Here is a 24,933-nt window from a genome sequence, read left to right as displayed (position 1 = left end):
ATTGACTTCCTGAACAGCCCTACTTGAATTATTTTTGGAACTTATCGGACTTCCACGTAAGAAAAAATCGATTATAGCTTGTGAATGCCTGAATAATTTCCGGCAGATATAACGGCAGATGCTATCAATCGTTTATCATGAACAAAATCATTGTTGCTTGATTGAATCGTTTTAAATAATTTTTCTTTTTGCTGCTTTATTTGTTCATCGTGTAACACACTGAACTTGAACATTTCCGACACAATTTTACTAGATGCCTCATATGCGAAAATTTTTGCCAATAGTTTCTTTTCTTTTATTTTTTTCTGAGCTTTATTTGCAAGTAATTTTTCCACTCGAAATAAATTGCTTTCAATTGCATAAATCGAAATAGCCAAATTTGCCAACCATGCTAAAATTTCTTGTTCTTCCTTATAATTTTCAGATGACTGTAAAATCATTTCCATCGCTTGTCCCGCGAGCCTTCTCAAGTTGGACAGCAGCTCCCACTCCTGCGCCATTTCTTCAGATGGACCTTCATCAAGCTTTCTGAAATCCGTCCATTCCGCTTTTGATTGCAGCAGTGTTTGGGCAATAATCATCCGGTTAATCTCGTTTGTTCCTTCAAATATTCTGTTAATCCTTGAATCGCGGTAAAGGTGCTCCACTTCATATTCGGAAATATAACCGTATCCGCCATGCATTTGCAGCGCTTCATCCACAATGATATCCAGCGCTTCGGAGGCAAACACCTTGTTGATCGAAGCTTCCACTGCAAATTGCTTTAAAATATCTCTATACGGAATATTATTTTCTTTACAGTACTGATATCCCCGATCCAACTCGCCGGCAGAACGATATACCATGCTTTCAATCGTAAATATTTTTGCAGCTATGTCGGCTATTTTTTCTTGAATTAACGGAAATTGCGACAGCAGCCGATTAAATTGTTTCCGCTCTGTTACATGCTGAACGGCGAGCTCCAATGCTCTTTTTGCCATGCCGAGGCTTGCCGCTGATATTTTATGGCGGCCGTTATTCAAAATGTTAAACGCAATCAAATGTCCCCTGCCAATTTCCCCTAATACATTTTCAACCGGAACTTTTACATCCTCCAAAATGACCGGTGTTGTTGAAGAGCCTTTTAAACCCATTTTCTTTTCTTCCGGTCCTATTGTAATCCCTTCACTGTTTTTATCGACAATAAAGGCGGTGAACTTCTCACCGTCCACTTTCGCGTACAAAATAAAGAAATCTGCAAAAGATGCATTAGTAATAAATTGTTTTTCGCCATTAATTAAATAGTATTTGCCGTCATCAGACAATCGTGCTGACGTTTTGATACTTAAGGCATCCGTTCCTGCCGACGGTTCTGTCAATGCATACGCACCAATTTTTTCGCCGCTAACTACGTAAGGCAAATATTTTTCCTTTTGTTCGTCTGTTCCATAATACACAATCGGAAGGGAGCCAATTCCAATTTGCCCTCCAAATGTTGTTGAAAAAGATCTCGTCTTTCCAATTTCCTCCATGATGATAACCGAGCTGATTTTGTCTAAATCAAGCCCTCCGTATTCTTCAGGCACATCTGATCCTAATAGACCTAATTCTCCTGCTTTTCTTAAGAGCTCAATCGATTGATCAAATTGTTGTTTTTCTATTTCCGGCAAAACAGGCAAAACTTCTTGTTCCACATAGGCTGATGCAGTGCTAGCTATCATGCGATGTTCTTCAGTAAAATTCTCCGGTGTAAATATATCATCTAAAGAAATCACTTTTTTCAAAAAAGGGTTGCTTGAAAATTGTTCCATTTTATAACACCTCTATTTTTTACCATTCATTTTTCTACCAAAGCTGCTTCACCTGTTATTAGAGCAAAAACAAGAAAAGTGCATTTGCACCAATAAGCTGAAAACAGTCCCCATAACCACCGGCATCTGTATAAGCTTGCTGAATGGAAGCGCAAAACATAATGGCATCACATACATAATGGAAAGAACAAAAGCTAAAGGCACGAAAGAATAGCGGGAAATTCCAAATCATACATCACTTTTCCTTTGCGTCCAAAAAAAGAGGCGGAGTCAGCCGAAATAACGGCTGAAAAGCTCATCAAGAGACGACAAATTATATGGAAGGTAAGTAATTGCTGCTGCAATATCGAAAAAAGACAAGAATAGAAGCAGGGAGCCGCCAAAAGATTAAGAAAATCCGGATCTCGCAAATGAAATCAAATGAGCATGCACAATCATCAAACGCTTATGAACATTTTTTGCAATCGTTTTCAAATTTCAAAAGATTGGAAGTAAAAATAATACCTGAATCCGTGATGAATTGAAATCGACTTTGATTTTGTTGTAATTTTGATGGATTGATAATCCATAAAACCCTTTTTATGCTTATGACCTATGTCATCTCTATTTCCGAAAATGGAACAAATCTCTTTTTTAGGTATACGAACCAAAAAAATAGACAAAAAAGCACAGGGAGTGACGTTGGACATCAGTTCCCGAACATTCGTTCGTTATCTTGCCTCTCTCCATTTCTGATAGACGTTCAGTAGGGGCTCGCTATAGCCACTCCTTCGCGTCAGTTTCATCCAGATCTGTCGTGATCGACGGACGAGTCGCCCTGCCATCGTGATCACCGTCTGAATAATCGTCTTGATGCGGCGGCGTTTCACTTTGTGGTGCAACGGATGTCTCGGATCGCTTAATAGATCTTGTCCAATCAGACGAAGAAGATTGTAAACGAAGGCTCCCATGACCAACACGAGCGCATTCGTTTTCATCTTCCCAGATGGAAGCCGCTCTAAATCTAAGTCGCTCTTCAGTTCGCTATGAAACTGTTCGCATGTCGCATGGTCATGATACAACGCGAGCACATCGCTCATTCGAACATGCTCGTATCCTTTGAGCCGCACCCAATAGCTTTCCACTTCATAATCAGGAACGAGCATCAGCTGTCCATTGCGTTCCATCGTCCGTTCCGTCACTTGGGTGACTTGAACGTACGTATACGTGTTTCCATCGATCGCTGCCTTCTGTGGAAGGCATAGCTCATAGGTTTGTACTCCTTCGCTTTGTCCATCATCGACACGTTTGCCCTTTTGCGAAGCGATCTGGAACCAAAGCGCTTTCGATTCTCGGCGTAAGTTTCGCTTGATGACAAAGTCCACGTCTTCCTTTAGGCATACGTGCACATTCGCTTCTGCATCGTTTCCTGCATCCATGCGAACAAGCAGACGAGATGAAGTCAGTTGACGAGCTCGACGGATAGCGGTGACTAAAAACGAGGGCATGTTGTCTTGCACATGTTGTTTCCCTGGACGCAACTCGGCATGAACGAGATACCCTTCCTTCCCTGCATACGCAAACAACGGTGTAAAACCGTCAAATCCTTTATACGTTCGACTGACTCCTTCTTTTTTCGTATCGGAGTTGTCAAATGGGGAACCATCTATATCAAGGGGAAGCCATGTCGTCTTTCCTTTGGTCCAACAAGGGGACAAAGTGGCATGTCGTTGAATCAACAGACGTATGGACTCCTCCCAAAGAATCGTTTCGGTCATCGGAAGACAAGCGAGCTGATCGAGTCGTTGTCGCAAGGTTGGAGAGGAAGGCACGTGCTGAATCCCCATCGATGCCGAAAAGATATCGTCCTGACGATACGCTTCGATATGATCGAAATCCGTTTTTCCTGTGGCAAGCAAGCCAATCATCGAGCGAATGACATCGCTATGGGAAATGTGCACTTCTCGACGAACCGTTGGAAGCCGAAGTGCGTTTACCCGTTTATCCAGTTTCGTTCGATGGAGTAAGTAGCCAACGAGAGCAAGCCCAGCACTTGGGGTAATCGCTTCATCTGTCAATACAAACCGAATCGGGAAATCTTTCATCACATCACCTACTTGATGAAGAATCGTCAACGTCGTTTTCCCTTATCGTATCAACGGTTTGCGACCATTGTAAAGATGTTTTGTCACGGATTCAGGTAATAGATTTGAGATATTGTTATTTTATCTGAATTTTCGGAAATTATAACTCGTTTATTCAGTCAATAAACCAGCTTCCAAATCGCAGCATGGACATCAAACGCATGAATAACTTCAATACCATGGCAAAACTGTCCGTTACGACGAGTTAAATAAATAATAATGCCGGCCGGCAGTGTAAAGAAACCAACAGGAAACATTATATGGAATTGATGCTTACTTCATAAGATATCCCGATATTTTCCAAATCATCGCCGGAGTTTCAATGTTTCAGCCGATAAGCTGTTCTTAAACTCTTCTTTTCAACGAACCATTTATGCATTGATATTAAATTTTTCCATCACTTGGTCTTTCAGTCTTACCTTTTGAATTTTACCGCTCGCTGTGACAGGAAAATCTTCTGTGAAAATAATTTTGTTTGGAACTTTGTATGATGCCATTTGCGCTTTAACAAACTCTTTTAATTCTTCCTCTGTGCAAGCTGCGCCTTTTTTCAGCTTTATAACAGCACAAACTGATTCGCCCATTACTTCATCAGGCAAGCCTATGACAGCTGCTTCGACAACTTGAGGGTGTTTAGTTAAAACTGCCTCGACTTCCTGCGGATAAATGTTGAAGCCTCCACGAATGATCATTTCTTTTTTTCGCCCGACGAAACGAAGGTTTCCTTTTTCATCCAACACTCCGAGATCTCCCGTATAAAACCATCCTTCTTTATCCAAAACCTGCTCTGTTTGTTCCTTCATTTTGTAATACCCTTTCATGGTGCCAAAGCTGTGGATGGCAATTTCACCAACTTCGCCTGGAGGGAGCTCCTGCCGATTTTCGTCTACAATTTTCAGCTTTACACCTTCGATCGGTTTTCCTACAGTTTCCAATATCACTCGTTCATCCTGTTCATCATAGTCAGTCGCAGTAACAGATCCCGTTTCGGTAATTCCGTATGATTGGCACAAGTTTATTCCCATCCGCTCCCGAATTTCTTTCACTTTGTTTGGTGGAATAGGTGATGCCCCGACAATACCCGCTCGCAATGAAGAAAGGTCATAATCTTCAAAATCTTCTTGTTCTAATTCTTTTATAAACATGGCGGGAACTCCTTGTTTGATCGTCACTTTTTCCTGTTCAATTAATTTTAATGTTTCCTTCGGATGATATTTCTCTTGCAAAATGATCCTTGCGCCGCAAGAGATCGCACAAAACAAGTTGACGGCCATTCCAAAAATATGGAATAAAGGAGCAGGAACGATAAACACATCTTTTTCAGTACATCTAATCGTTTTAGCTATAATATTAGCTGATTGAACAATGGCGCGATGGCTGATCATTACACCTTTCGGAATGCCTGTCGTTCCTGATGTATACAATAAACAAAACAAATCGTTGTTGACATCAAGCTTTTCAGCTGGAGCATCTTCTGACGCGGAAGACGCTACTTCTTGATAGGATAATAGATCAGGATGTTCAAAACGAACAGAAATCAAAGTTTTTACAACTTGGAACGCTTGCTTAAATCCAATGTTTTCATCAAACTGTTCCGTTACAAACAACACTTTTGGCTCCGAATTTTTGAGAATGTATTCCACTTCGTGATGCTTATACTTCGGATTAAACGGAACTAGAATGGCACCTATTTTGGCCGCTGCTACAAAAATAACGGCTGTTTCGTTCCAGTTTGGCAAGCAAACAGCGACTCGATCTCCCTTGTTGATCCCCAGCTTTTTCAAACCCGCAGCCAGCCGATTAGCTTCTTGAAAAAATTCGCCATAGGTCAATCTGTTTTTCAGGTCATAGAGCACTTCTTTATCTTTATAGGCTTTCACCGTATGTTCTACCAACTCGTACACCGAAAACAAATAATTGTTCATTGCTTCGCCATCTCCTCTTACGCAAATATTCAAACCATGTAAGACACGAAGCATCCTGAGTCATTTCATATCGGACACTTCGTGAAATTACATGATTTGTTCGTTCGATGACTTTTTCTATATAAAATAACCTTTTCTACATGAAGTCGGTTGTATCGCTTTTATTATTTTCCAACGTAAACCGGCTTGCGCTTTTCTACAAACGCTTTCAATCCTTCTTTTCGATCTTCTGTTGAAAAGGCATTGGCAAAACTAGATGCTTCAAGGGTCAATCCTGTTTCCAGATCAGCATTGCTGCCAGCATTGACAGCTATTTTCAGCATACGAAGAGCTACAGGCGGTTTTTGGGCTAGCTTTTCTGCCCATTGTTTGGCAGTTGCCAGCAGTTCCTCGCCAGGTACAACTTTGTTCACTATATGAAGCTCCAACGCTCTGTTAGCATCAAACATGTCGCCAAAATAAAGTAATTCTTTAGCAATGCCTTGACCGACAATTTTTTGCAGACGCTGGGTGCCTCCGCCGCCAGGAATAATGCCAAGACCGACTTCAGGGAAAGCAAATTTAGCTTTTTCCGAGCAAATCCGCAGGTCACAAGCCAATGCAAGCTCTAAGCCTCCGCCTAAAGCAAGACCGTTAATGGCAGCAATGACAGGTTTGGATGCGTTTTCAATTTTTGAAAAAGCTTCCCTTGACACACGGTTCATATTCATCATGCCAACAAGATCGAGATCAGCCATTTCGTTAATATCTGCTCCGGCAACAAATGCTTTTTCACCGCTGCCTGTTAAAATAATGACTCTTACTTGGCTGTTTTCTTCCAGCTCGTTAAAAATGGTTACAAGCTCTTTAAATACTTTTGAATTCAGCGGGTTGACAGGCGGGCGGTTGATGGTGACAACTGCTACATGCTGTTCAATATCGCATGTTAAAAATTCCAAGCTCATCTTCAGTCCCCCATTCTCATGATTAGTCATAGTCGTAAAAACCGGCTCCTGTTTTCCTTCCAAGTCTTCCTGCTCTTACTAATTGCTTTAGAAGCATTGGAGGTGCGAAGCGGTTATCATTAAACTCATTTTTCATATATTCCATTACGTAGTAGCCGATATCAACACCGGCAAAATCTTGAAGTGTGAACGGCCCCATAGGATAGTTCAGCCCGAGCGTAACCGCTTTATCAATATCTTCCGCTGTAGCTACCCCTTCTTCGAGCAGCTTAATCGCTTCAATAAATTGCGGAATCATAATACGGTTGACAATAAATCCTGGAGTGTCTTTTTTCACTTCCACCGGCTCTTTATTCAGCTTTTTCGCAAATTCCTTCAGTTCTACTACTGTTTCATCGCTTGTTTTATATCCTCGAACAACTTCCACTAATTTCATGATCTGCGCAGGATTGAAGAAATGCATTCCTGCGACGCGTTCCGGCCTGTTCGTTGCAGACGCAATCTCTGTTATGGACATGGAAGAAGTATTTGTTGCCAAAATCACATGGTCAGATGTAATTTGATCCAATTTCGCGAAAACGCTTTTTTTTACTTCCAAATCTTCTATAACAGCTTCAATCACAATATCAGCCTGTTTAAAATCCTCCAAATTTGTCGTAACTTGAATTCGTTCCAAAACTTCCTTTTTTTGCTCTTCGGTCATTTTTCCTTTTGCAACGCTTTTTTCCATAAATTTATTTATTCTTGATAAGCCGTTATCAAGAAATTTTTGTTCGACATCATGCAAGATAACTTGAAATCCTGAAATGGCGGCCAAATTGGCGATGCCGCTTCCCATCGAGCCTGCTCCAACTACCCCGACTTTAGATATCGTCATAGTCACAACTCCTTTTAAAAACATAACTTTATTAATATTCTGTAAATTATTATAGAAAATATAAAATGAAATAAACACCTACAAAATACGGAAAAAGCTTCTCTTCTATCAACAATTTTGTGGAAAAAACGCTGCGGCGCTTTTATATTCTTTCAGTTGTTTTTGAATAATACAGGTCATAAAGCTTATAAGCCATCATCATATTGAATCGATGATCAGCATCATTTAAATCAATTTCCAGCAGCGATTCAATCTTTTCAAGACGATAAAGAAGGGAGCTTCGATGAATAAACAGCTCTTCTGCCGAATTTTTAATATTTCCGTTGTTATAAAGGAATACTCGCAGCGTATGGAATAAATCCATACTTTTCCCTTCCGAATAATTCAATAACGGTTCAAGATGCCTTTTGATGAAAAATTCCACCGCTTCTTTATTATCTAAATGATGTAAAATAGTGTAAGCGCCCAATTCCTCAAACAAAGCAAACCCTTTTTGGCGAAACCTGTGAAACACGACATTCAAAGCTTGGATAGCCTGCTGATAGCTAATATAATAATCATTTAAATTTTCAGTTTTACCGCCGATCCCCATGAATACTTGGCATTCAATATTGCCTTCTCGAACCCAATTTTTTATATTTCTATAAAATTCTCTCCAATAGTTTTTTGGATGCTTGCCTTCTACTTTTACCGGAACAATCAATATATAGTTTCCATCGTTTGTCGCCATGATAATTTCTTTGCTGAAACGGGAAATTTGTGTTTTCAACTGGTCCCAAATCAATGTTTTTTTAGATTGTTGAACAAGCAAATTACTGTTTTCCGTTTCCTTCTTATCTAATAAAATCGACAACACCGCTAATCGGTGCTGATGAAATAAGTTCCATTGGAATAAATTCGCATATTGTAAAATCCGCTCTTGATCCTCTATACGTTCCACAAGCAATTTGCTGACAAAGCTATCCTTTACCTGCTCTTTTGTATCCAAAACAAGCTTCTGCTTGATAAATTGGATCGAACAAATATTTCTTGCCAAATCAATTGTCAGCTGGTCAAATTCATCCATGTCATTTTCGCCAATTTCAACAGCCAAAAACCCAAGCAAATTTCCTCCGCCGTTCACCTTCCACAGCCTGAAATGAAGCTCTTCCCCGTCATCCAATTGGATGTGGATTTTCCTTCCGTTTTCTATCAATCTCTCTTTATTTCCGCTGCTCATCAGCCTTTCTACATCTTTATTTGATAAATCATAATGATGGAAGGAACAAGAAATCGGCCTCATAAAACGGTCGAACAAAAGGACGGATTTGGAAAAAAGACTTCTTAAAGCAGAAGTAATACCGTCAAAATTGTCATGCTCTACTGTTTCTTTCACAAGAGCGTGCTGATAATCAAGCAGAAAGTAAAGACGTTCTTTATGCTCCTTTTCGTTTTTATATAAACGGGCATTTTCCAAAATAGCGGCAATATGATTGGAAAGCAGCTTTAATATCTCCAAATCATCTTCATTAAAAACTCCCTTTTGTTTCCCTTCTACATGAAGCACACCGATTGTTTTCAAATCAAATATTAATGGAACGGTCAGTTCAGACCCGCCTGGAGTATCCAAAAACGGAAAGTATTCTTTTAAAACATAATTTGTTTCAATATTAATCCGTTCCGGTTTTTCAAATGGACCATAGGATGGAGGCTGAAAAATAAAATGGTTTTCTTTTTCGTTATATAAATAAATACAAGCCATCCTTGCATTAGTTCCTTTTCCGGCGCGTTCCACAAGTGTTTCAATATTTTTTTCAAGCGGAACATCAAGCGACAAATTTTTGCTGATCCACTCGATCCCTTCGATTTTTTTAATTTGTGCTTCTTTTTGTTTCGCCATTGCAATCGCAACAGCTACATCTTTGCCGAATTCGTCAAAATGGGCCTTCATATCCAACAGAGGTACGTAGTCAAGATAAGCAATAATGCAAAAGCCCAAGCTGCTCATATCGTCTTTGAGAGGAACTGTAAACCACGTTTTTACTTTTTCTTTTTTCATTAAATTGGTAAACTGACAGTCGCCTGCTTGCTCTGCTTTATCATATGTTAAGCTTTGGTGAAGGAGATTCGGCGAACAGTTTTGAACCTGCAGCGGAAAGGATTCCGTTATTTTCTGCAAATCTCCGCTCCAAACTTTCAAACTCAGCTCCTCTCCCTCTTGTAAAATGATGCCGACAAAATCACATGAAAACTGGGAGCGGAAGGAATCAGCCAAAAATTGCAATGCCTCTTCCTCCGTATCAATTTTCACTAGATGTCTAGCCGTTTTTCGCAAATGATTTTCAATCTTTCTCATTAATTTTTCCCGTTTTGATTCTGTCAAAGAGAACTCCTCCTTTTTGAAGAAGCTTGTGTCAATATTTCGAAAAATGAAAAACATGCTATAATTCAATTTAAGCAAAAACAAATGCTGCGTACAAATTTTATTTGAAAAATGAAAACGTTGATGGTAATTTGTTAAATAGCTGTGGCTTTATCCACGCTTTTAAAAATTTTGCTACGATCTTTTGCGAGGATGGTACAAATGATCAATATTCTTGTCACACTGAATTCAAATTATATTCCCCCGCTGAAAGTTATGTTAAATTCATTATTCCAAAATAATATTGAAGAAAAATTTTCGATATATATCATGTATTCAAATATTTCCGATCAAGATTTATACGAATTGGATCAATTTGTAAAACGTCATAACCAAAGTTTATATCCAATATACGTAGATCCTAAGCTCTTTGAAGATGCACCCGTTTTTCGCCATTATACATCAGAAATGTATTATCGATTAGCTTCCCATCAATTTTTGCCCGACGATTTGGACCGAATTCTGTACCTTGATCCCGACATCGTTGTAATCAATCCCATCAAAGATTTTTACTATAGTGATTTTGAAAATTGCTTGTTTATTGCTTCTGAACATACACACTCTACAAAAGTTGCCAACCTTTTTAATAAATTAAGGCTTAAAACCCCGAATGCGAAAGGATATTTTAATACGGGCGTTTTGCTTATGAATTTGGAACGGATTCGGAAAGAAGTGAAATTGGAAGATATTTATGCATTTATTAATGAAAACCGTTTAAAGCTTGTCCTTCCTGATCAAGATGTGCTCAATGCTTTATACTGGGATAAAATTAAACCTGTTGATTGTTATCGATACAATTATGATGCAAGATATTATGAAATTATTAAATTGCTTCCAAATGCAAAGCATGGGATGGAGTGGATAAAAGAGAATACTGTTTTTATCCATTATTGCGGGAAAGACAAGCCTTGGCAAAAAAACTATAAAGGAGAGCTGGGAGCTTTTTATAAAAAGTACGAAATACTATAAAGAGCGGCAAAAAACATTTATCATCACATCTCCGCGTTAATAAAAGGGGCTGTCTAATAAGTCGTTTTTTCGGCTTATTGACACCCCTTTCTTACATTTAGTCAAGTACTTTTTTAAATTCTTTTGGAGATATGAATTAATGTTTTAGAAAACGTTGATATATCACCGTTAATGATTTTTTGTTTTCAATGGGGATTTGACTTTCTGGACGGCTCTTTTTGACTAAAACCGTCCTGACTTAAAAATGGAAAATAACAGCCACAAAAACATGAGCGTTGCTACGCCAAAACCGATTTCAATCGCTGGAATTTTCCAAAGCAGTGTTGATTGCCTTCCCATTGAAGAACCAATAATAATCCCTACCATAATAATACTGAATGCCAATAGCACGATGCTGAACGATAACCGATTGCTGATGCGGTCAAGTTTTTTCAGAAAAAGATCTAATTCCGGAATCGTGATCTCATGGCGGAGTCTGCCCCGCTTCATTAAAGAAGCGATCTCTGCTACATAAGCTGGAAAATCCATTAGCAGTTCTGTATAATCTGTTACGTGTTTCCATGCATTTTCAGCGATATACTTCGGATGCAAGCGCTCCTTTGCCAGCCGGTGACCAAAAGGCTCAGCAACATCGATAATTCTAAAATCAGGATTCAATTTTTCGACCACGCCTTCAACCGTCAAAAGCGTTTTTCCTAATAGTGTTAAATCAGAAGGGATTTTGATGGAATGTTTGAAAGCTGCTCGAAAAAGGTCGTTCACAGCTTCACCGATGCTGACTTGGTGTAACGGAACACCGTAATACTTTTCCCGTAAATCTTCGATGTCCGCTCTCAATTGCTTTAAATCGATATCTTCAGGAACGATGCCCATGCGCAAAATGGCTTTCATGACGCCATCCGTACTCTGTCTCATTAAAGAAATCACTAATGATGAGAAATGATGCTTCATGTCCGATGTAAGCCGGCCGGTCATTCCGAAATCAATGAAGGCAATGATTCCGCCCTGCTTAATGATGACATTTCCAGGATGGGGATCGGCATGAAAAAAACCATCTATAAATATTTGCCGGAAAATTTCTTTTGATAAAATTTCTGTAATATGATCCAAATGGTATCCATTTGTTTTTAGTTTTTCAATCTCATTTAGTTTAATTCCTTCTACATATTCCATTGTTAATACTCTTTTCGTCGAGTACTCCCAAAACACTTTCGGAATGTAGACAGCTTGTTCATTTGCACTCTGTTTAGAAAATTTGTCTGCATTTCGGGCTTCAATGGTATAATCGAGCTCAGCACGAAGAGCCTTTGAAAACTCTTCAATCATGTCCCTGACCTGATACTTTGCAGCCCATTTTAGCCTATGCTCCGCTAATACCGCTAAATCTTGAAGAATTTCTAAGTCCGTTTCAATCACATTCGAAATATGAGGGCGTTGAATTTTTATAGCCACTTTTTCACCCGAATGCAAAACGGCTTGATGAACTTGTCCTATTGAAGCAGCAGCTAACGGAGCATGATCAAAGTGCCGAAAAATTTTTTCTATTTCACCGCCCAATTCTGATTGAACAATCTCACGCACCTCATCAAAAGAAAAAGGCGGAACTCGATCCTGCAATTTTTCCAATTCACTAATAATCTCCTCCGGCAGCAAATCAGGACGGGTGCTCGCAATTTGACCTAATTTTATAAATGTCGGGCCTAACTCTTCCAATACAAGCCTTACCCGTTCACCTATCGTTTTGGAATGATGCTCAGTTTTTCTGCCAAAAAAAGCTTTTTGCGGCAAAGAAAGAAATTGCGAAATACCCATTTCCTCTACGACGAATCCAAATCCATTGCGAATTAAAGCAGATGCGATATCCCGATAACGGCCAATATGCCGCATCCTTTTTCCGACCACTTTACCGCCTCCTCAACAACAAAGGACCTTTTAACAGGTCCTCTTTTACTCATCTTCATTTTCCAATTTGCGAATCTTTTCTTCCAGTTCTCGGATATCCTCTTTCGTTGCTATATCTAGTTTGTTGATCACCTGAGCCACTTGCTCTCGAACAAGACGCTGCAGTTCAGTTTTTTCTTCTTCACCGCGCTTGATTAGCTGGTTAAAAACTTCTTTTGATTCTTCAATCGATATCTCGCCTTTTTTCACGAGTTCATCTACAAACTTTTTCACTTGTTCTTTGCTTGCTACAGCTAAACCAAGTCCGAACGCCAATCCCTTTTTGAATAAATCCATTATGCTTGCCCTCCATTTCTTTCGAATTTCAACACGAGGCTTTATCCTTGTTATCACCTTAATCTTCTATTTTATTCAGTAAAATTCCTTCACTTTCTTTTCGAAGTGTAAAACAACAACCACATCTTATAAAATTCGGCTATTTTTGTTATTTCGTCACATCTTCCAGCTTCGCTTCAGTTACTTGCTGCAAATCTTTGACGCTGAGCTCCATTTGCACGCCGATTTTGCCCCCGCTGACAATAATATGCTCGTGTTCCAATGCAGTTGAATCGATAATCGTCGAGTAATGTTTCTTCATGCCGATCGGCGAACAGCCTCCGCGGATATAGCCTGTCCATTTTTGTAAATCTTTTACTGGCAGCATTTCGATTTTTTTCTCTCCTGTTATTTTCGCAGCTTTTTTTAAATCTAATTCTGCCTCAACAGGGATGACAAATACATAAATGTTGCCGGCGCTGCTCTTAGCAACTAATGTTTTATATACTGATTCAGGGCTTCTGCCAATCATTTGTGCAACAGAAATCCCATCGACCTTCCCCTTTTGGACATCGTAAGTAATCACGTTGTATTGTATTTTTTCTTTATCAAGAATTCGCATTGCGTTTGTTTTTGTGTTCATTGTTTATACCTCTCCAAAAGCAGAATATTTCAGGGTGAGTGATGTGATGAAAAATATAAATGTACGGCATCTCCAACACAGGCTGTTGTGTCTCAATCGTTAAACAGTTCACTTAACACCTTTTTTCTATTTTCGAGAAACCGCCTAGTAATAATATAATGCATAGTTTCTTCATACTTTACTTCCTTTAGCGGATGTTCATCAAAATTTAAGATTTGGGCATTTGGATAGCCGAGTAAAATGGGAGAATGAGTAGAAATAATAAACTGCGCATCGTTTTCCAAATCTTTTATGATTCTTAATAAAGTCAGCTGTCTAGCAGGTGAAAGTGCTGCTTCAGGCTCATCCAACAGATAGATCGCTTTTTTTCCAAAACGATTTGTTAAAAGTGAGAGAAAAGCTTCCCCATGCGACTGTTTGAGAAGAGAACGGCCTCCATAATAAGGGAGACTTTCAGGAATTGTATCGAGATACGACGCAAAATGATAAAAGGTCTCAGCTCGCAAAAAAAACCCGTTCGTCACTTTTGGCATCCATGACAGCCGTATGTATTCCCCAAGGGCCGCATCGGAAGCATCTACATGAAAATTATTGTTTTTGCCTCCTCCGGCTGTATTAAAGCCACACTGATAAGCTATTGCCTCAAGGAGCGTTGATTTTCCGGAACCGTTTTCCCCGACAAAAAAAGTAATATTGGAACGAAACGAAATGGATTTTAAATTTTTTATTGCAGGAATCGAAAACGGGTAGCTATTTAAATTAATATCTTTATTTCTTAAAATTTCGAGGCTTTTCAAATACATTGAATTCATCTCCAAAGTCGTTCGTATTTTCATATTCACTGTGCACGTTTCACATAAAATAAACAACTGCCGATTGCTTGATGTTTTATGGAAAAAATTTTTTGGAATATTGCGACCTTTGAAGTTGATCGCTTTGAAAATCATCAAATGTTGTATTCCGACTTCCAAATTTCTGCATTCATTGAAAAAGTTTCATTATAAACGAAACGGGCGATGGAGATTTTCGTCTCAACGCTGTATATTTTCTTAGTTTTTGATAAATATGTCGCAAAAACTTATAGTTTACTATTAAAGCCCAACGAATAAATGCCTTTTGTATGGTGGACATCGATTCGAAAAAAGAGTTTTTTCCTATCTGATCAACGTCTTGTAAATATGATAATTTTCGTCATCAAAACAAACGAACAATATTGATTGAATGCTTCGGATGAATTGATTTTGAATACACTCCTTAACGGTCTCTAAAGCAATTTGGGCCGCTTCATGCTTTGGAAAACGATAAACACCAGTACTGATATTTGGAAATGCGATCGTTTTTACGAAATGCTCTTCCGCAAGCTTAAAGGAGTTTATGTAGCAATTTCTTAGCAGCTCCCTTTCTTGATAGGCTCCGCCCTTCCATATTGGTCCGACAGTATGAATAACGTATTTGGCGGGCAATTTTCCTGCAGTAGTAATAACTGCTTCCCCGGTCGGACATCCTCCTGTTCTTTCCCTGATCTTTTTGCATTCCTCCATAATCTCCGGTCCGCCTGCTCTATGGATCGCGCCGTCGACACCCCCGCCTCCCAAAAGTCCGTTGTTAGCCGCATTAACAATCGCGTCAACAGTACACTTTGTAATATCGCCTTTTATTACCTCCAATTCAGTATCGTTAATAACGATTTTCATTAATATCAACCTCCGTTTTTATACAAATATGAATTTGTATACTGACAGTCAGCTCCTAGTTACGGAAACCCTATTAGACGATACTTTAAACCTTATTGTGTTATATCCACGATCGTTTTTTGAACGAATTTGAACAATTCAATGATGTCTCAATTGTGCGACCTTTAGGAGTTTTCATATTGACATCATACAACCATTTCTTCTTTGTCTTATCATAACAAATATAAATCGGAAAATACATATAAGACCAACTGTTACAATAAAGCTTGCATATTTTTTTACCATACAAATCAAACTATAAATACTTTTAAAAATAAATTACGGAGGACATGAAGTGATACGTGCTATAAACAGTTTAAATGAATTTTTAAAAGGAAATTATATGGCAATTCACGCTTATAATGAATATATAAATCGTGCTAAGCAACCGGAACTTAAATTACTGTTACAACAGTTACAGCAAAATCATCAGCAACATGCGATGGAGATAACGAAAAGAATACAAGATCTTGGCGGAAAACCAGTTGATCATCCTGGAATCAAAGGGAAAAGTATGGAGATATTTAAAATGTTAACAGACCACAACAATGAACCGGACCATATAGTAAAAGATGCACTAGCTGGTGAAAAACGTGGTATTGAAATATCACAGAACATAGTAAATGGAACTTTAGATGACCAAAGCTACAGACTTGTTCAACAAATTTTAGATAAAAACATAAAACATCTTGACCTTTTGAATCAGGCTTTACATGACATACAAAAAAAAGCCGATTGAAACTAAAAAAAACAATCGGCTAAAATGTGTGTACAATGATAATGTCATATACATTTTTGTAGGTTATTTCTCTTTTGCAAGAATTTAGGAGGTAAAAGCCAACGGATAAATGTAAACCATCTTAACTAACCGAATTTCATTTCTCCTCCCGGTGATCTTCATTCTTTATGAAAAGTGAACATCTTTAAACATGATCAACTGCTTATGAAGAATGAACTTGCTTTGTCTCCCCAAGTTTTCTTTTGCGAATGGGAATTAGGATCAAAGTAACGAAAATTGTCATGATCGCTAAGGTTACGGCAGAATAAAAGAGTCCATTGTAACCATCTTGTGCTGCCATTAAGGTGATTTGATCGACACTCGATTGGATCACTTCTTTTAACCCTGGATCTTTGACTTGATTGATGATTCCCAGCATCTGATTTTCGGAAAATTCCCCAGATGACGTACCAAATTGTTGAGATAGTTGGTAAAACTCCTTCATGGCTTCCGAACTTAAACTCGTCCCTCCTATCTTTTCCTTTAGTATAATAGGAAAATGGGATTTAAATAACTCGGGAATGTGATTGAATCCCCTAGCGATGAAACCTGCGTAGATCGTTGGAGCGAGGGTCATACCGATTTGTCGGCTTAACGATAAGGTAGAAAGTGCGGAACCTTTATCCGACTTCAGCGTTTCTGTCGCTAAAATATTTAACGGGGCACCGAGAAGTATTCCCATTCCCAAACCTGCAACCGACGAAGAAATAATGAACTGCCATTTTGAATCAATCCATGTCGGGAACAAGAGAAAACCGATGGAAGTTATGATTCCCGATAATATCACCGCTGAAATTGGTCCTCTTTTATCAACGAATGCTCCACCCATAGATGCACCGATTCCCGCCATTATTGCAAGGGGTGTTAACCAATACCCGGAATTTTCTGACGCAATCCCGAGCACTTGTTCTGTAAATGCCGGGATAAAAATCATGGCTGCCAGCAACGCCCCAGAGAAAGTCCCTATTAATAAAGTTAAAAGGTACGTAGGTTTTTTTAACAAACGATAAGGAAGAACAGGGTCGCCGCCATTTCTTTCGAGTTTGCTTTCATGAAAAATCAAAGCAATGAAAAGAACAATCCCCGATAAAATAAAACCATACACATTTGGGCTCAACAAGCTGTCTACAAATTCGACACCTTCGATATTCGTCAATCCATACATGATTCCTAAAACGGAAAGAGATAGTAAAACCGTTCCGAACAAATCGAGACGCCCAGTTTCCGGGTCTTTCGTTTCTTCTAATTTTAACCATCCAAAGATAATTAAAAATATCGCTATCGGGACATTGATAAAAAATAATACATGCCATTTACCTGTTAAATCCAATAACATGCTGCCAATATTCGGTCCCAAAACGGCGGCAATCCCATTCATTCCACCCAACATTCCAAGGGCTTTTCCTTGTTTTTCAACCGGCATCGTACTTAGTACATGTGAACTACCGATAATGAAGATTCCCCCTCCACCAAGAGCCTGTAAGAATCGAGCACTTAAATAAAAAATAAAATTTGGGCTTAAAGCAACAAGTAAAGATCCCAAACCAAACAAAGCAATTTCAACAATAAATAATTTTTTCCGTCCATATCGATCCGATATTTTTCCGATGATCGGGACACTGATAGCTAATCCTAATGTATAAAGGGTAACTCCCCATGCCCCCCAATTAGCAGAAACTTCGAACGAATTGTTAATCGTTGTCAGTGCAGCACTAATGATTCCATTATCTAAAGCAGCCATAAACACGCCAATTGAAAATAATATCATTGCCCATGTTTGACTAGATGCTTTTTCTTTCAAATAAGTCACTCCCTTACTTTAAAAATACAATAAATAACTATAGTTACGCCATGTAAATTGTCATCTAAAAAAACAACAAACAAGTATCCCTTTTGCTATATGAAACTGTTTTTTGGGGAGTATCTTGCTTTGTTTCCTGATAAATAAACTCGACAAAGATGCGTCCCTTCTAGTTAAAAGTCGCTGTTGGATTTCTCGTCATACTGTACACATAAACTAATAAAACTAGAATCCAATACCGTTTCACCGCCCAACACCTGCTAATACGGTACCCATCGGGCTTAGTGGTCTTTCGCTTGATGGAAAAAGAATCGATCGACCAACGTCGACATAGTAGCGCAAAGATGTCTTTGTTACATAGCTTTCGATCGGTACTCAAAACGCAATGAAGATTGTCAAGCGTCATGGTTGATCGTCTTTTCAAGCAGAGTAGCACCACGGCATATCTGATACTTTTGTGCGCTCCTTCGTAGCGGTCAACGCGATAACATTCTTCTCCCACCATGGACGAGGTGAGTGTCTTTCAAAGAGAGTGGTCAAACTCCTTTGCCTGAACCGCCATGTCTTTTGGATAAAAAACGATTGGTCTTGAGCGTCGCAATTACGTGGAATCTTTTTTTCAAGCAAGCTTCCATGAGCGTTTGAGATTGATACCAAGAGTCCATTAGCACATAAACGGGACGGTTCACATCCAAAGAAGAAGGCATTTCAACCGCAAGTTTCCACTTTTTTCCCAAGCCGTATTGTCGTAGGGGCGAAACACGAAAGAGAAAGTCTTGAGTCATCACATGAACCGTGAGCCAAGCGAGAGAATGTACCCAGATTAACTATTTATCGGCGTGAGAATCATTCCAATCAACATCCTTGAATGATATGCTTTGTCCGTGACGAAGGATTTGTTTTTTTTGGCAAATTGTATCGTCGAGCGAAACAAAAATGGATTGATTTTCATGTTTAGCAATGCGTTCAATGCGATGAAGCATCCCCTACTGATACTGAGTTTGCGAAGTAATGTCTCTTCATTCCAGGTTTTTTTGAGAAAAATGGCTAAGTGTCGAGCGATGATTCGGTGAAAGTTCCCAGTTAGTGATCAGTAAATGTTTTAGAAAGCCTTTCATAATCATCGCATCTTCAAGATGAACGGAATGCTTCATGATAGGTTTTTAATAAATAAAGTGCCAATGTGCTAATCTATTCATAAGACATGAACCTCCCTCTATATACTTTAATTTTCTCCCGAATACTCCCGTTTTCTCTAAATTTCATTAATACCTAATAGTTGATCCACCGAAAATCATGGTGATAAATTGAATTTCTTTAAATTCCTTACAGATGGGGGACATCCTATCAACCAAACTGGTATTGTTTAGTAATAACAGTTATGACCGTGCGCAAAATCTCCACTCATCTCACGGTCGCTAACCCTCCCATGTATCACCGGATTGAGATCCATACATTCCTTCGTCCTGCGTATCCATGAGGTGGAGGTCGGATAAGCTCCTCGGCTGGGTCATAAGCCCGTATGGTAAAAATAAACTCCGACTCGGCACTATTGGTGTTTGTCTTTAGAAATACTTGAAGTATTCGATCGTAATTTAGTTAATATGTTGGTTCATAAATCGGTTTAAGCAACTTGTAAGGTAATTTGAGGTAACCCTCGCAATAATTTTGAACCATCAAATTCTCACTGTTTTTGACCAATGACAAATAAGACACGTAATAGCTTACAACACAAAGCAATGAGGGACTGTTGCTTTTTTAAAGGCCTTTCAGATCGTTTTGTATAGTATTGATGTAAAGCTTTAAAAGTTGGATTATGGGCAACGAGTGGCCGAATCGCTAAGTACATAGCTTTACGCAGCCTGCTTCGTCCCCGTTTCGTTATTCTGGTTTGTCCTTTAAATGTTCCAGAACTATGCTCACGTAATGAAAGGCCTGCCAGATTAACTAATTGCTGAGGGTGACTGTACTTTGTGAGATCACCCACTTCAGCGAAGAATAGAGCGACTGTTGTAACACCTAACCCAGGAATATTCATCATTTGCTTAGCACCTGGGATCGTTTCTACAAGAGCTTCTAGCTCCTGATCCAACTCTTCCAACTGCGTTTGATAAAGCTCATATTGGTCAATCAGATATTCCATTTCACGTTTGGTAAACTGAATCCCGATTTGAATTCCAATGCTCTTTTTGGCCGTTTCTACTAGTTTCGTTGCTCGCTTCATTCCAACTGCTCGTTGTACAAATGGCTTCCATTTTGAGAGAACCTCTTCAGGTGTCATTTCTTTCATTTGAGAAGGAAATGGAAACAGTTTTAGCGTGCAAAGAGCTGCTTTTCCTTTCCAATCTCCGAAAACATCGAAAAACTCCGGAAAATAACGTTGAATCAAATTTTGAATACGTCCTTCTGTGATGGCAAGCTGTTGAGTGAGCTGATCTCTTATTTTGACGCCTTCTCTTAGTTCCGCGTAAATACCGTCTAAGAGATTTGGTACGGAGTATCGGCCGTCTTTTATCAGCTGTGCAATCACTCTGGCGTCTTTTGTATCGTTTTTTGTTGGAGAGTTGTCATCAAGCTCTTTGCTTTTCTTTACATGCATCGGATTGACTAGCACAAAGTCATAGCCCTTTGCGGTAAGAAAATAAGCGAGATGTAACCAGTAAGGTCCGGTTGGTTCAACCCCAAAAATCACATGGTTCTTATCATTTTCTTGTTGGTGTCGATTCACCCAATCTAAAAGCATTTGGAAACCATGTATGCGATTTTCAAAGATCAAGCGTTTTCCAAATTCAATTCCTCGATCGTCTTGTGCCCGTGCCACGTGTTTGTCTTTGGCAATATCAATGCCGATTATTAATGTTGATGGTGTGATTTGCGAGATTGTTCGATTTTGAGTATAATTCATTATTGAGTCCTCCTTGGTAACTTATTAATTCGGTGTCAATGCATTGACACCCTGTACTATACCAAGAGGGCTCTTTTTGTTTCAAACCTCAAATTTCTTCATTACAGGAATGCTCCTTGTATAAATGGTTTGTTGGCACATCTATTTTAACCAAGGAGGCGAGGGCATGCCTATTTTCTTGTTTGGATGTAAATATTTGTTAGATAATTTGCTCACCTACAGATTATGTAGTTCATTTGCCCATCTACAGTAAAAAGTAAAATTACTAGCACACTGCTTTGATATTTTATGAATAAACTGTAACAATCGATAAAAGAGCTTGTCAAGTTACCCTATTAATCTACTACGAAAAGTACATAAATGGTTTCAATTTCTTCTGTTTCCCCCTAGTTTGTATATTCTTTCCTCAAACAGTAATTACAATGTTCTTTTTAGAATGTATGTGCCATCTCACCAGTATTCTCTTCTCGACTATTTGAAGCATTTTGGGCTTACCAAATAAGGATATATGCCTTTACTCTCTATAATAAAGTTGCGAACGGGCTAGTACCCGTCATATCAAGTGAAGTAGAAATCCTTCAGCTCTGAGGAGTAATTTTGTATATCACACCCCTTTTTATGGAAAATGTCTTAGTTACATTGAATTTTTTGTCAATTTGTTTTTCCGCTTCTACAGTAAAAACGACCCGAAAATCTTTTATTTCTTTTTTAAATCGTCAATACCAATAAAAAACGTACATTTAATATACATTAAATAGAATGGAGATTACAGCAACTTTACTGGAGCAACGGACATGATTGCCTGCCGATGTTTTACACATCTCCTTCTTGACAGAAGAATCACGCCCGCAGAGGCTCATTGTCGAGTGTCACTGCCTTACCACACTTATACGGACAGGAACTTCATGAAAAAATTTGTGTTCAAAAATCTGACTTATATCCATAAATCTTACATTGCTGAACTGTTGTTATTATGTATGCTGCTGTACACGCATGTATTTAGAAAAAAACATTTTTTTCAATTTGTATTCTGTATCATTTGACTGCTTATCACTTATGCGTACCTTTACTATGATTCCTACATAATGACGGTATGCGAATCAATCAAATGAATCGATATTTAGGGACTCCTCCGAAACAACAATGCCATCATTGTCAGCATACACATACGCATTTGGGGTCCAGCGCACTTCACCAAATTCAAGTGCGACATCACGGCTTCCTTTCCCTTCTTTTTTACTTTTAACCGGACAGGTGCCGAGTGCCTTTACCCCAATCGGCATCGTCGCAATTTCAGCGGAGTCGCGTATACATCCATTTATAATCACGCCAGATAATTCACGTTCACATGCAATCTGAGCTAAACGATCTCCTAAAAGCGCGCAGTTTCGTGAACCTTTTCCATCCACAACAAGAACTGAACCTTTTGGGATCGTTTCTAGAGCCTGACGAACTAGCACATTATCTTCAAACACTTCAACCGTTGCAATTGGACCTGAAAATTCCTTTTGTCCCCCATAACTGATAAGCGGCAATTTACAAACTTGAAGCTTTTCTAAATATTGATCGCATAAATCAGCAGTTTTCATGATGAATTCTCCTTCCCCATCTATGATTGATACAAAAATATATTTTGACAACCAAGAAGCAAAACCCTTTCAAATTGAAAAAATAATCAAAGGTCAAGATTCGCGCTCGCTTTTCGTTGTTTGGCCGGGCTTGCTGGATACTAGCCGGCGCAACACAAAGCCAAACTCTTCTCTCTTGCACTTAGTGATTCATTAATTCTTTCTTTAAAATATTTCGATGAACCACCCCCTCCCACTTGCTTAGAGGCGGGCTTCATGTAACCGTTTTAACGATATGAAAAGGACTGAGACGTCAAATCTGTTCCACTTAGACAGCCGCAATTCTTCCTTTCCATACAATTTCAAAATTTAAATCATTTTTTCAAAAAATATATTGATTCTAACGTTACGTCAGGTTTTAAGATAAAACTAAGAAGGAGAGAAGCTATCCAGCAATCCTGATTCAAAATGGCCCGAACGTAAAGGAGAGATTCGTTGTGGATAATTTTGAAAAAAATCAAACTTCCTGGCAAAATTTTAAAAAGCTGATAAAAATGGCTAACCCTCCTTTCTGGATTTTTGTTGCGGCAATCGCATTAAGTCTTTTGGAAGCAGCTACAGGATTAGTCGTTCCGATCTTTACACGGGATTTGATTGATCGTTTTTCAACCTCAAGTATTGAAACTCATTTAATCTTTTTATTGATTGCAGTTTTTATTCTTCAGTCAGCCACATCAGGCTTCTCCTATTATCTTATGTCTTATATTGGCGAATATATTGTGGCAAAAATCCGTTTAAAGCTTTGGAACCATGTGCTGTATTTGCCGATACCTTATTTTGACCGCCATGAATCTGGAGAATTGATGAGCCGCATAACACAGGACACTTATACAGTAAAGTCGCTCGTGACCGAGCATTTAGCTAATTTCGTTTCAGGAATTGTTACGGTCTTAGGGGCTGTCGCTATTTTAATTATCATTGATTGGAAAATGACGCTCATTCTGTTTATTTTTGTACCGCTTGCTATCGTATTGGTTCTTCCACTTGGACAGAAAATCTATAAAATTTCCATGCAAACCCAAGACGAAATGGCCACTTTCAGCGGCAATCTAGGCCGCGTGCTGAGTGATATCCGGTTGGTAAAATCAAACATTGCCGAACCTGTCGAAAAACAAAACGGAAATCAAAAAATTCAGCAGTTGTTCCGATTCGGCTTGAAGGAAGCAAAAATCCAAGCGATTATTTCACCTTTAATGACAACGATTATTATGGCGGTGTTAGTCGTCATTATCGGCTATGGAGGAATTCGTGTTGCCAGAGGGGAATTATCCGCAGGTTCGCTCGTTGCCATCATAATATATATGGTGCAAATTATTGTACCTTTTAGCCAAATGGCAGGATTTTTTACAGCTTTCCAAAAGGCAATGGGTGCGACAGAACGAATTCAGCAGCTTTTGAATACAGAAACAGAACATAATAATGGAAATACAAGAATTGATGTTCATAAACCAATCGTGTTTCAAAACATTTCGTTTGCTTATGAAAAAGGAAAAACGATTTTGCAAAACGTTCATTTTGAAGTGAAGCCCGGCCAAACCGTCGCGATCGTCGGACCAAGCGGTGCTGGTAAAACAACTATTTTTTCCCTTATTGAACGGTTCTATCAGCCAACAAACGGGGCAATAAAATTAGGGAATACCGACATTCGCGAATTTCCGCTTTTTGAGTGGCGCCAACAGATCGGTTACGTTTCTCAAGAAAGCCCGATTATGTCTGGCACGATTCGTGAAAATATTTGCTACGGGCTAAATCGTACAGTCAGCGAAGAAGAAGTGAGAAAAGCCGCGCAATTGGCTAATGTAGATGAATTCATCGAACAAATGCAAGACGGCTATGAAACGGAAGTCGGCGAAAGAGGGATCAAGCTATCCGGTGGGCAGCGTCAGCGCATTGCCATCGCGAGGGCACTGTTGAGAAATCCAAAAATTCTTCTGCTGGATGAAGCTACATCCAATTTAGACAGCAACTCCGAGCAAAAAGTGCAAAACGCTCTCCTTCATCTTATGAAAAATCGTACAACATTTGTCATCGCCCATCGACTTTCAACTATTATTAATGCAGATTTAATCATCGTCCTCGAAAATGGTAAAATTACCGGTCAGGGAACACATAATGAGCTGTTGCAGTCCCATCCGTTGTATCAAAAGCTTGTCAGCCGACAAATGCAAAATTTTGCTCCCGCCAACGATTAAGGCGGGA

17 protein-coding genes and 1 pseudogene are annotated in these 24,933 nt (G+C 39.0%); 3 read left to right on the top strand and 15 right to left on the bottom strand.

All coding sequences use genetic code 11. The features are described 5' to 3' along the window. Window positions 1–71: 71 nt before the first annotated feature. From NSU02_RS03890 to NSU02_RS03865, 6 genes are all read right to left on the bottom strand, one after another. Window positions 72–1,790 carry an acyl-CoA dehydrogenase family protein gene (locus NSU02_RS03890; RefSeq protein WP_327873236.1) on the bottom strand — a complete coding sequence of 573 codons (1,719 nt, stop codon included), beginning with the start codon at window positions 1,788–1,790 and terminating at the stop codon, window positions 72–74. 710 nt (window positions 1,791–2,500) lie between these two features. After that, entirely contained in the window at window positions 2,501–3,874 is a 1,374-nt protein-coding gene (locus NSU02_RS03885; protein WP_044899598.1) for an IS1380-like element ISGsp2 family transposase, read from the bottom strand. Between the two features lie 410 nt (window positions 3,875–4,284). After that, window positions 4,285–5,838: a class I adenylate-forming enzyme family protein gene (locus NSU02_RS03880; RefSeq protein ID WP_066248842.1), complete on the bottom strand. Its 1,554-nt coding sequence runs from the start codon at window positions 5,836–5,838 to the stop codon at window positions 4,285–4,287. Window positions 5,839–6,002: 164 nt separating this feature from the next. Next, on the bottom strand, window positions 6,003–6,782 hold the full coding sequence (locus tag NSU02_RS03875) for an enoyl-CoA hydratase-related protein (protein WP_063389217.1): 780 nt from the start codon (window positions 6,780–6,782) through the stop codon (window positions 6,003–6,005). Window positions 6,783–6,804: 22 nt separating this feature from the next. Then, window positions 6,805–7,659 (bottom strand): 3-hydroxyacyl-CoA dehydrogenase family protein, encoded by an 855-nt coding sequence (locus NSU02_RS03870; protein ID WP_063389218.1) that lies wholly within the window; start codon window positions 7,657–7,659, stop codon window positions 6,805–6,807. 142 nt (window positions 7,660–7,801) lie between these two features. Continuing rightward, the gene (locus tag NSU02_RS03865; RefSeq protein WP_339194330.1) at window positions 7,802–10,021 is read right to left on the bottom strand and encodes a helix-turn-helix domain-containing protein; all 2,220 of its coding nucleotides are present in this window, start codon (window positions 10,019–10,021) and stop codon (window positions 7,802–7,804) included. A 201-nt stretch (window positions 10,022–10,222) separates the two neighbouring features. Here NSU02_RS03865 and NSU02_RS03860 point away from each other — a divergent pair, with 201 nt between their 5' ends. Next, on the top strand, window positions 10,223–11,029 hold the full coding sequence (locus tag NSU02_RS03860) for a glycosyltransferase family 8 protein (RefSeq protein WP_339194328.1): 807 nt from the start codon (window positions 10,223–10,225) through the stop codon (window positions 11,027–11,029). 222 nt (window positions 11,030–11,251) lie between these two features. On the opposite strand, the gene NSU02_RS03855 is transcribed toward NSU02_RS03860, so the two are convergent. The 5 genes from NSU02_RS03855 to NSU02_RS03835 form a co-directional block, all read right to left on the bottom strand. Beyond that, window positions 11,252–12,931 carry an AarF/UbiB family protein gene (locus tag NSU02_RS03855; RefSeq protein ID WP_339194326.1) on the bottom strand — a complete coding sequence of 560 codons (1,680 nt, stop codon included), beginning with the start codon at window positions 12,929–12,931 and terminating at the stop codon, window positions 11,252–11,254. Window positions 12,932–12,976: 45 nt separating this feature from the next. Next, window positions 12,977–13,267, bottom strand: a complete 291-nt coding sequence (locus NSU02_RS03850; protein ID WP_339194324.1) for a polyhydroxyalkanoate synthesis regulator — start codon at window positions 13,265–13,267, stop codon at window positions 12,977–12,979. Between the two features lie 148 nt (window positions 13,268–13,415). After that, window positions 13,416–13,889: a Cys-tRNA(Pro) deacylase gene (gene ybaK, locus NSU02_RS03845; protein WP_339194322.1), complete on the bottom strand. Its 474-nt coding sequence runs from the start codon at window positions 13,887–13,889 to the stop codon at window positions 13,416–13,418. A 92-nt stretch (window positions 13,890–13,981) separates the two neighbouring features. Then, window positions 13,982–14,692 carry an AAA family ATPase gene (locus NSU02_RS03840; protein ID WP_339194320.1) on the bottom strand — a complete coding sequence of 237 codons (711 nt, stop codon included), beginning with the start codon at window positions 14,690–14,692 and terminating at the stop codon, window positions 13,982–13,984. 351 nt (window positions 14,693–15,043) lie between these two features. Further along, window positions 15,044–15,583 (bottom strand): O-acetyl-ADP-ribose deacetylase, encoded by a 540-nt coding sequence (locus NSU02_RS03835; protein WP_339194318.1) that lies wholly within the window; start codon window positions 15,581–15,583, stop codon window positions 15,044–15,046. Window positions 15,584–15,917: 334 nt separating this feature from the next. Between NSU02_RS03835 and NSU02_RS03830 the strand changes: the two genes are divergently transcribed. Further along, a complete protein-coding gene (locus NSU02_RS03830; RefSeq protein WP_327847693.1) occupies window positions 15,918–16,361 on the top strand; it encodes a ferritin-like domain-containing protein in 444 nt (147 codons plus the stop codon). A 202-nt stretch (window positions 16,362–16,563) separates the two neighbouring features. On the opposite strand, the gene NSU02_RS03825 is transcribed toward NSU02_RS03830, so the two are convergent. The 4 genes and pseudogenes from NSU02_RS03825 to rraA form a co-directional block, all read right to left on the bottom strand. Further along, complete coding sequence (locus NSU02_RS03825) at window positions 16,564–18,168, bottom strand: MFS transporter (RefSeq protein WP_327847713.1); 1,605 nt, start codon at window positions 18,166–18,168, stop codon at window positions 16,564–16,566. Between the two features lie 97 nt (window positions 18,169–18,265). After that, window positions 18,266–19,400: pseudogene (locus NSU02_RS03820) on the bottom strand (transposase). 485 nt (window positions 19,401–19,885) lie between these two features. Continuing rightward, a complete protein-coding gene (locus NSU02_RS03815) occupies window positions 19,886–21,106 on the bottom strand; it encodes an IS110 family transposase (protein ID WP_339194315.1) in 1,221 nt (406 codons plus the stop codon). 1,100 nt (window positions 21,107–22,206) lie between these two features. After that, complete coding sequence (rraA, locus tag NSU02_RS03810) at window positions 22,207–22,695, bottom strand: ribonuclease E activity regulator RraA (RefSeq protein ID WP_339194313.1); 489 nt, start codon at window positions 22,693–22,695, stop codon at window positions 22,207–22,209. A 533-nt stretch (window positions 22,696–23,228) separates the two neighbouring features. On the opposite strand from rraA, the gene NSU02_RS03805 reads away from it, so the two are divergent. Next, on the top strand, window positions 23,229–24,926 hold the full coding sequence (locus NSU02_RS03805) for an ABC transporter ATP-binding protein (protein ID WP_339195670.1): 1,698 nt from the start codon (window positions 23,229–23,231) through the stop codon (window positions 24,924–24,926). The last annotated feature ends 7 nt before the right edge of the window (window positions 24,927–24,933 follow it).

Origin of the sequence: Aeribacillus sp. FSL W8-0870, from assembly GCF_037963755.1 — a bacterium.
In the GTDB taxonomy this organism is placed as follows: Bacteria; Bacillota; Bacilli; order Bacillales; family Aeribacillaceae; genus Aeribacillus; species Aeribacillus composti.
This window is presented reverse-complemented; position numbering and strand designations above follow the sequence as displayed.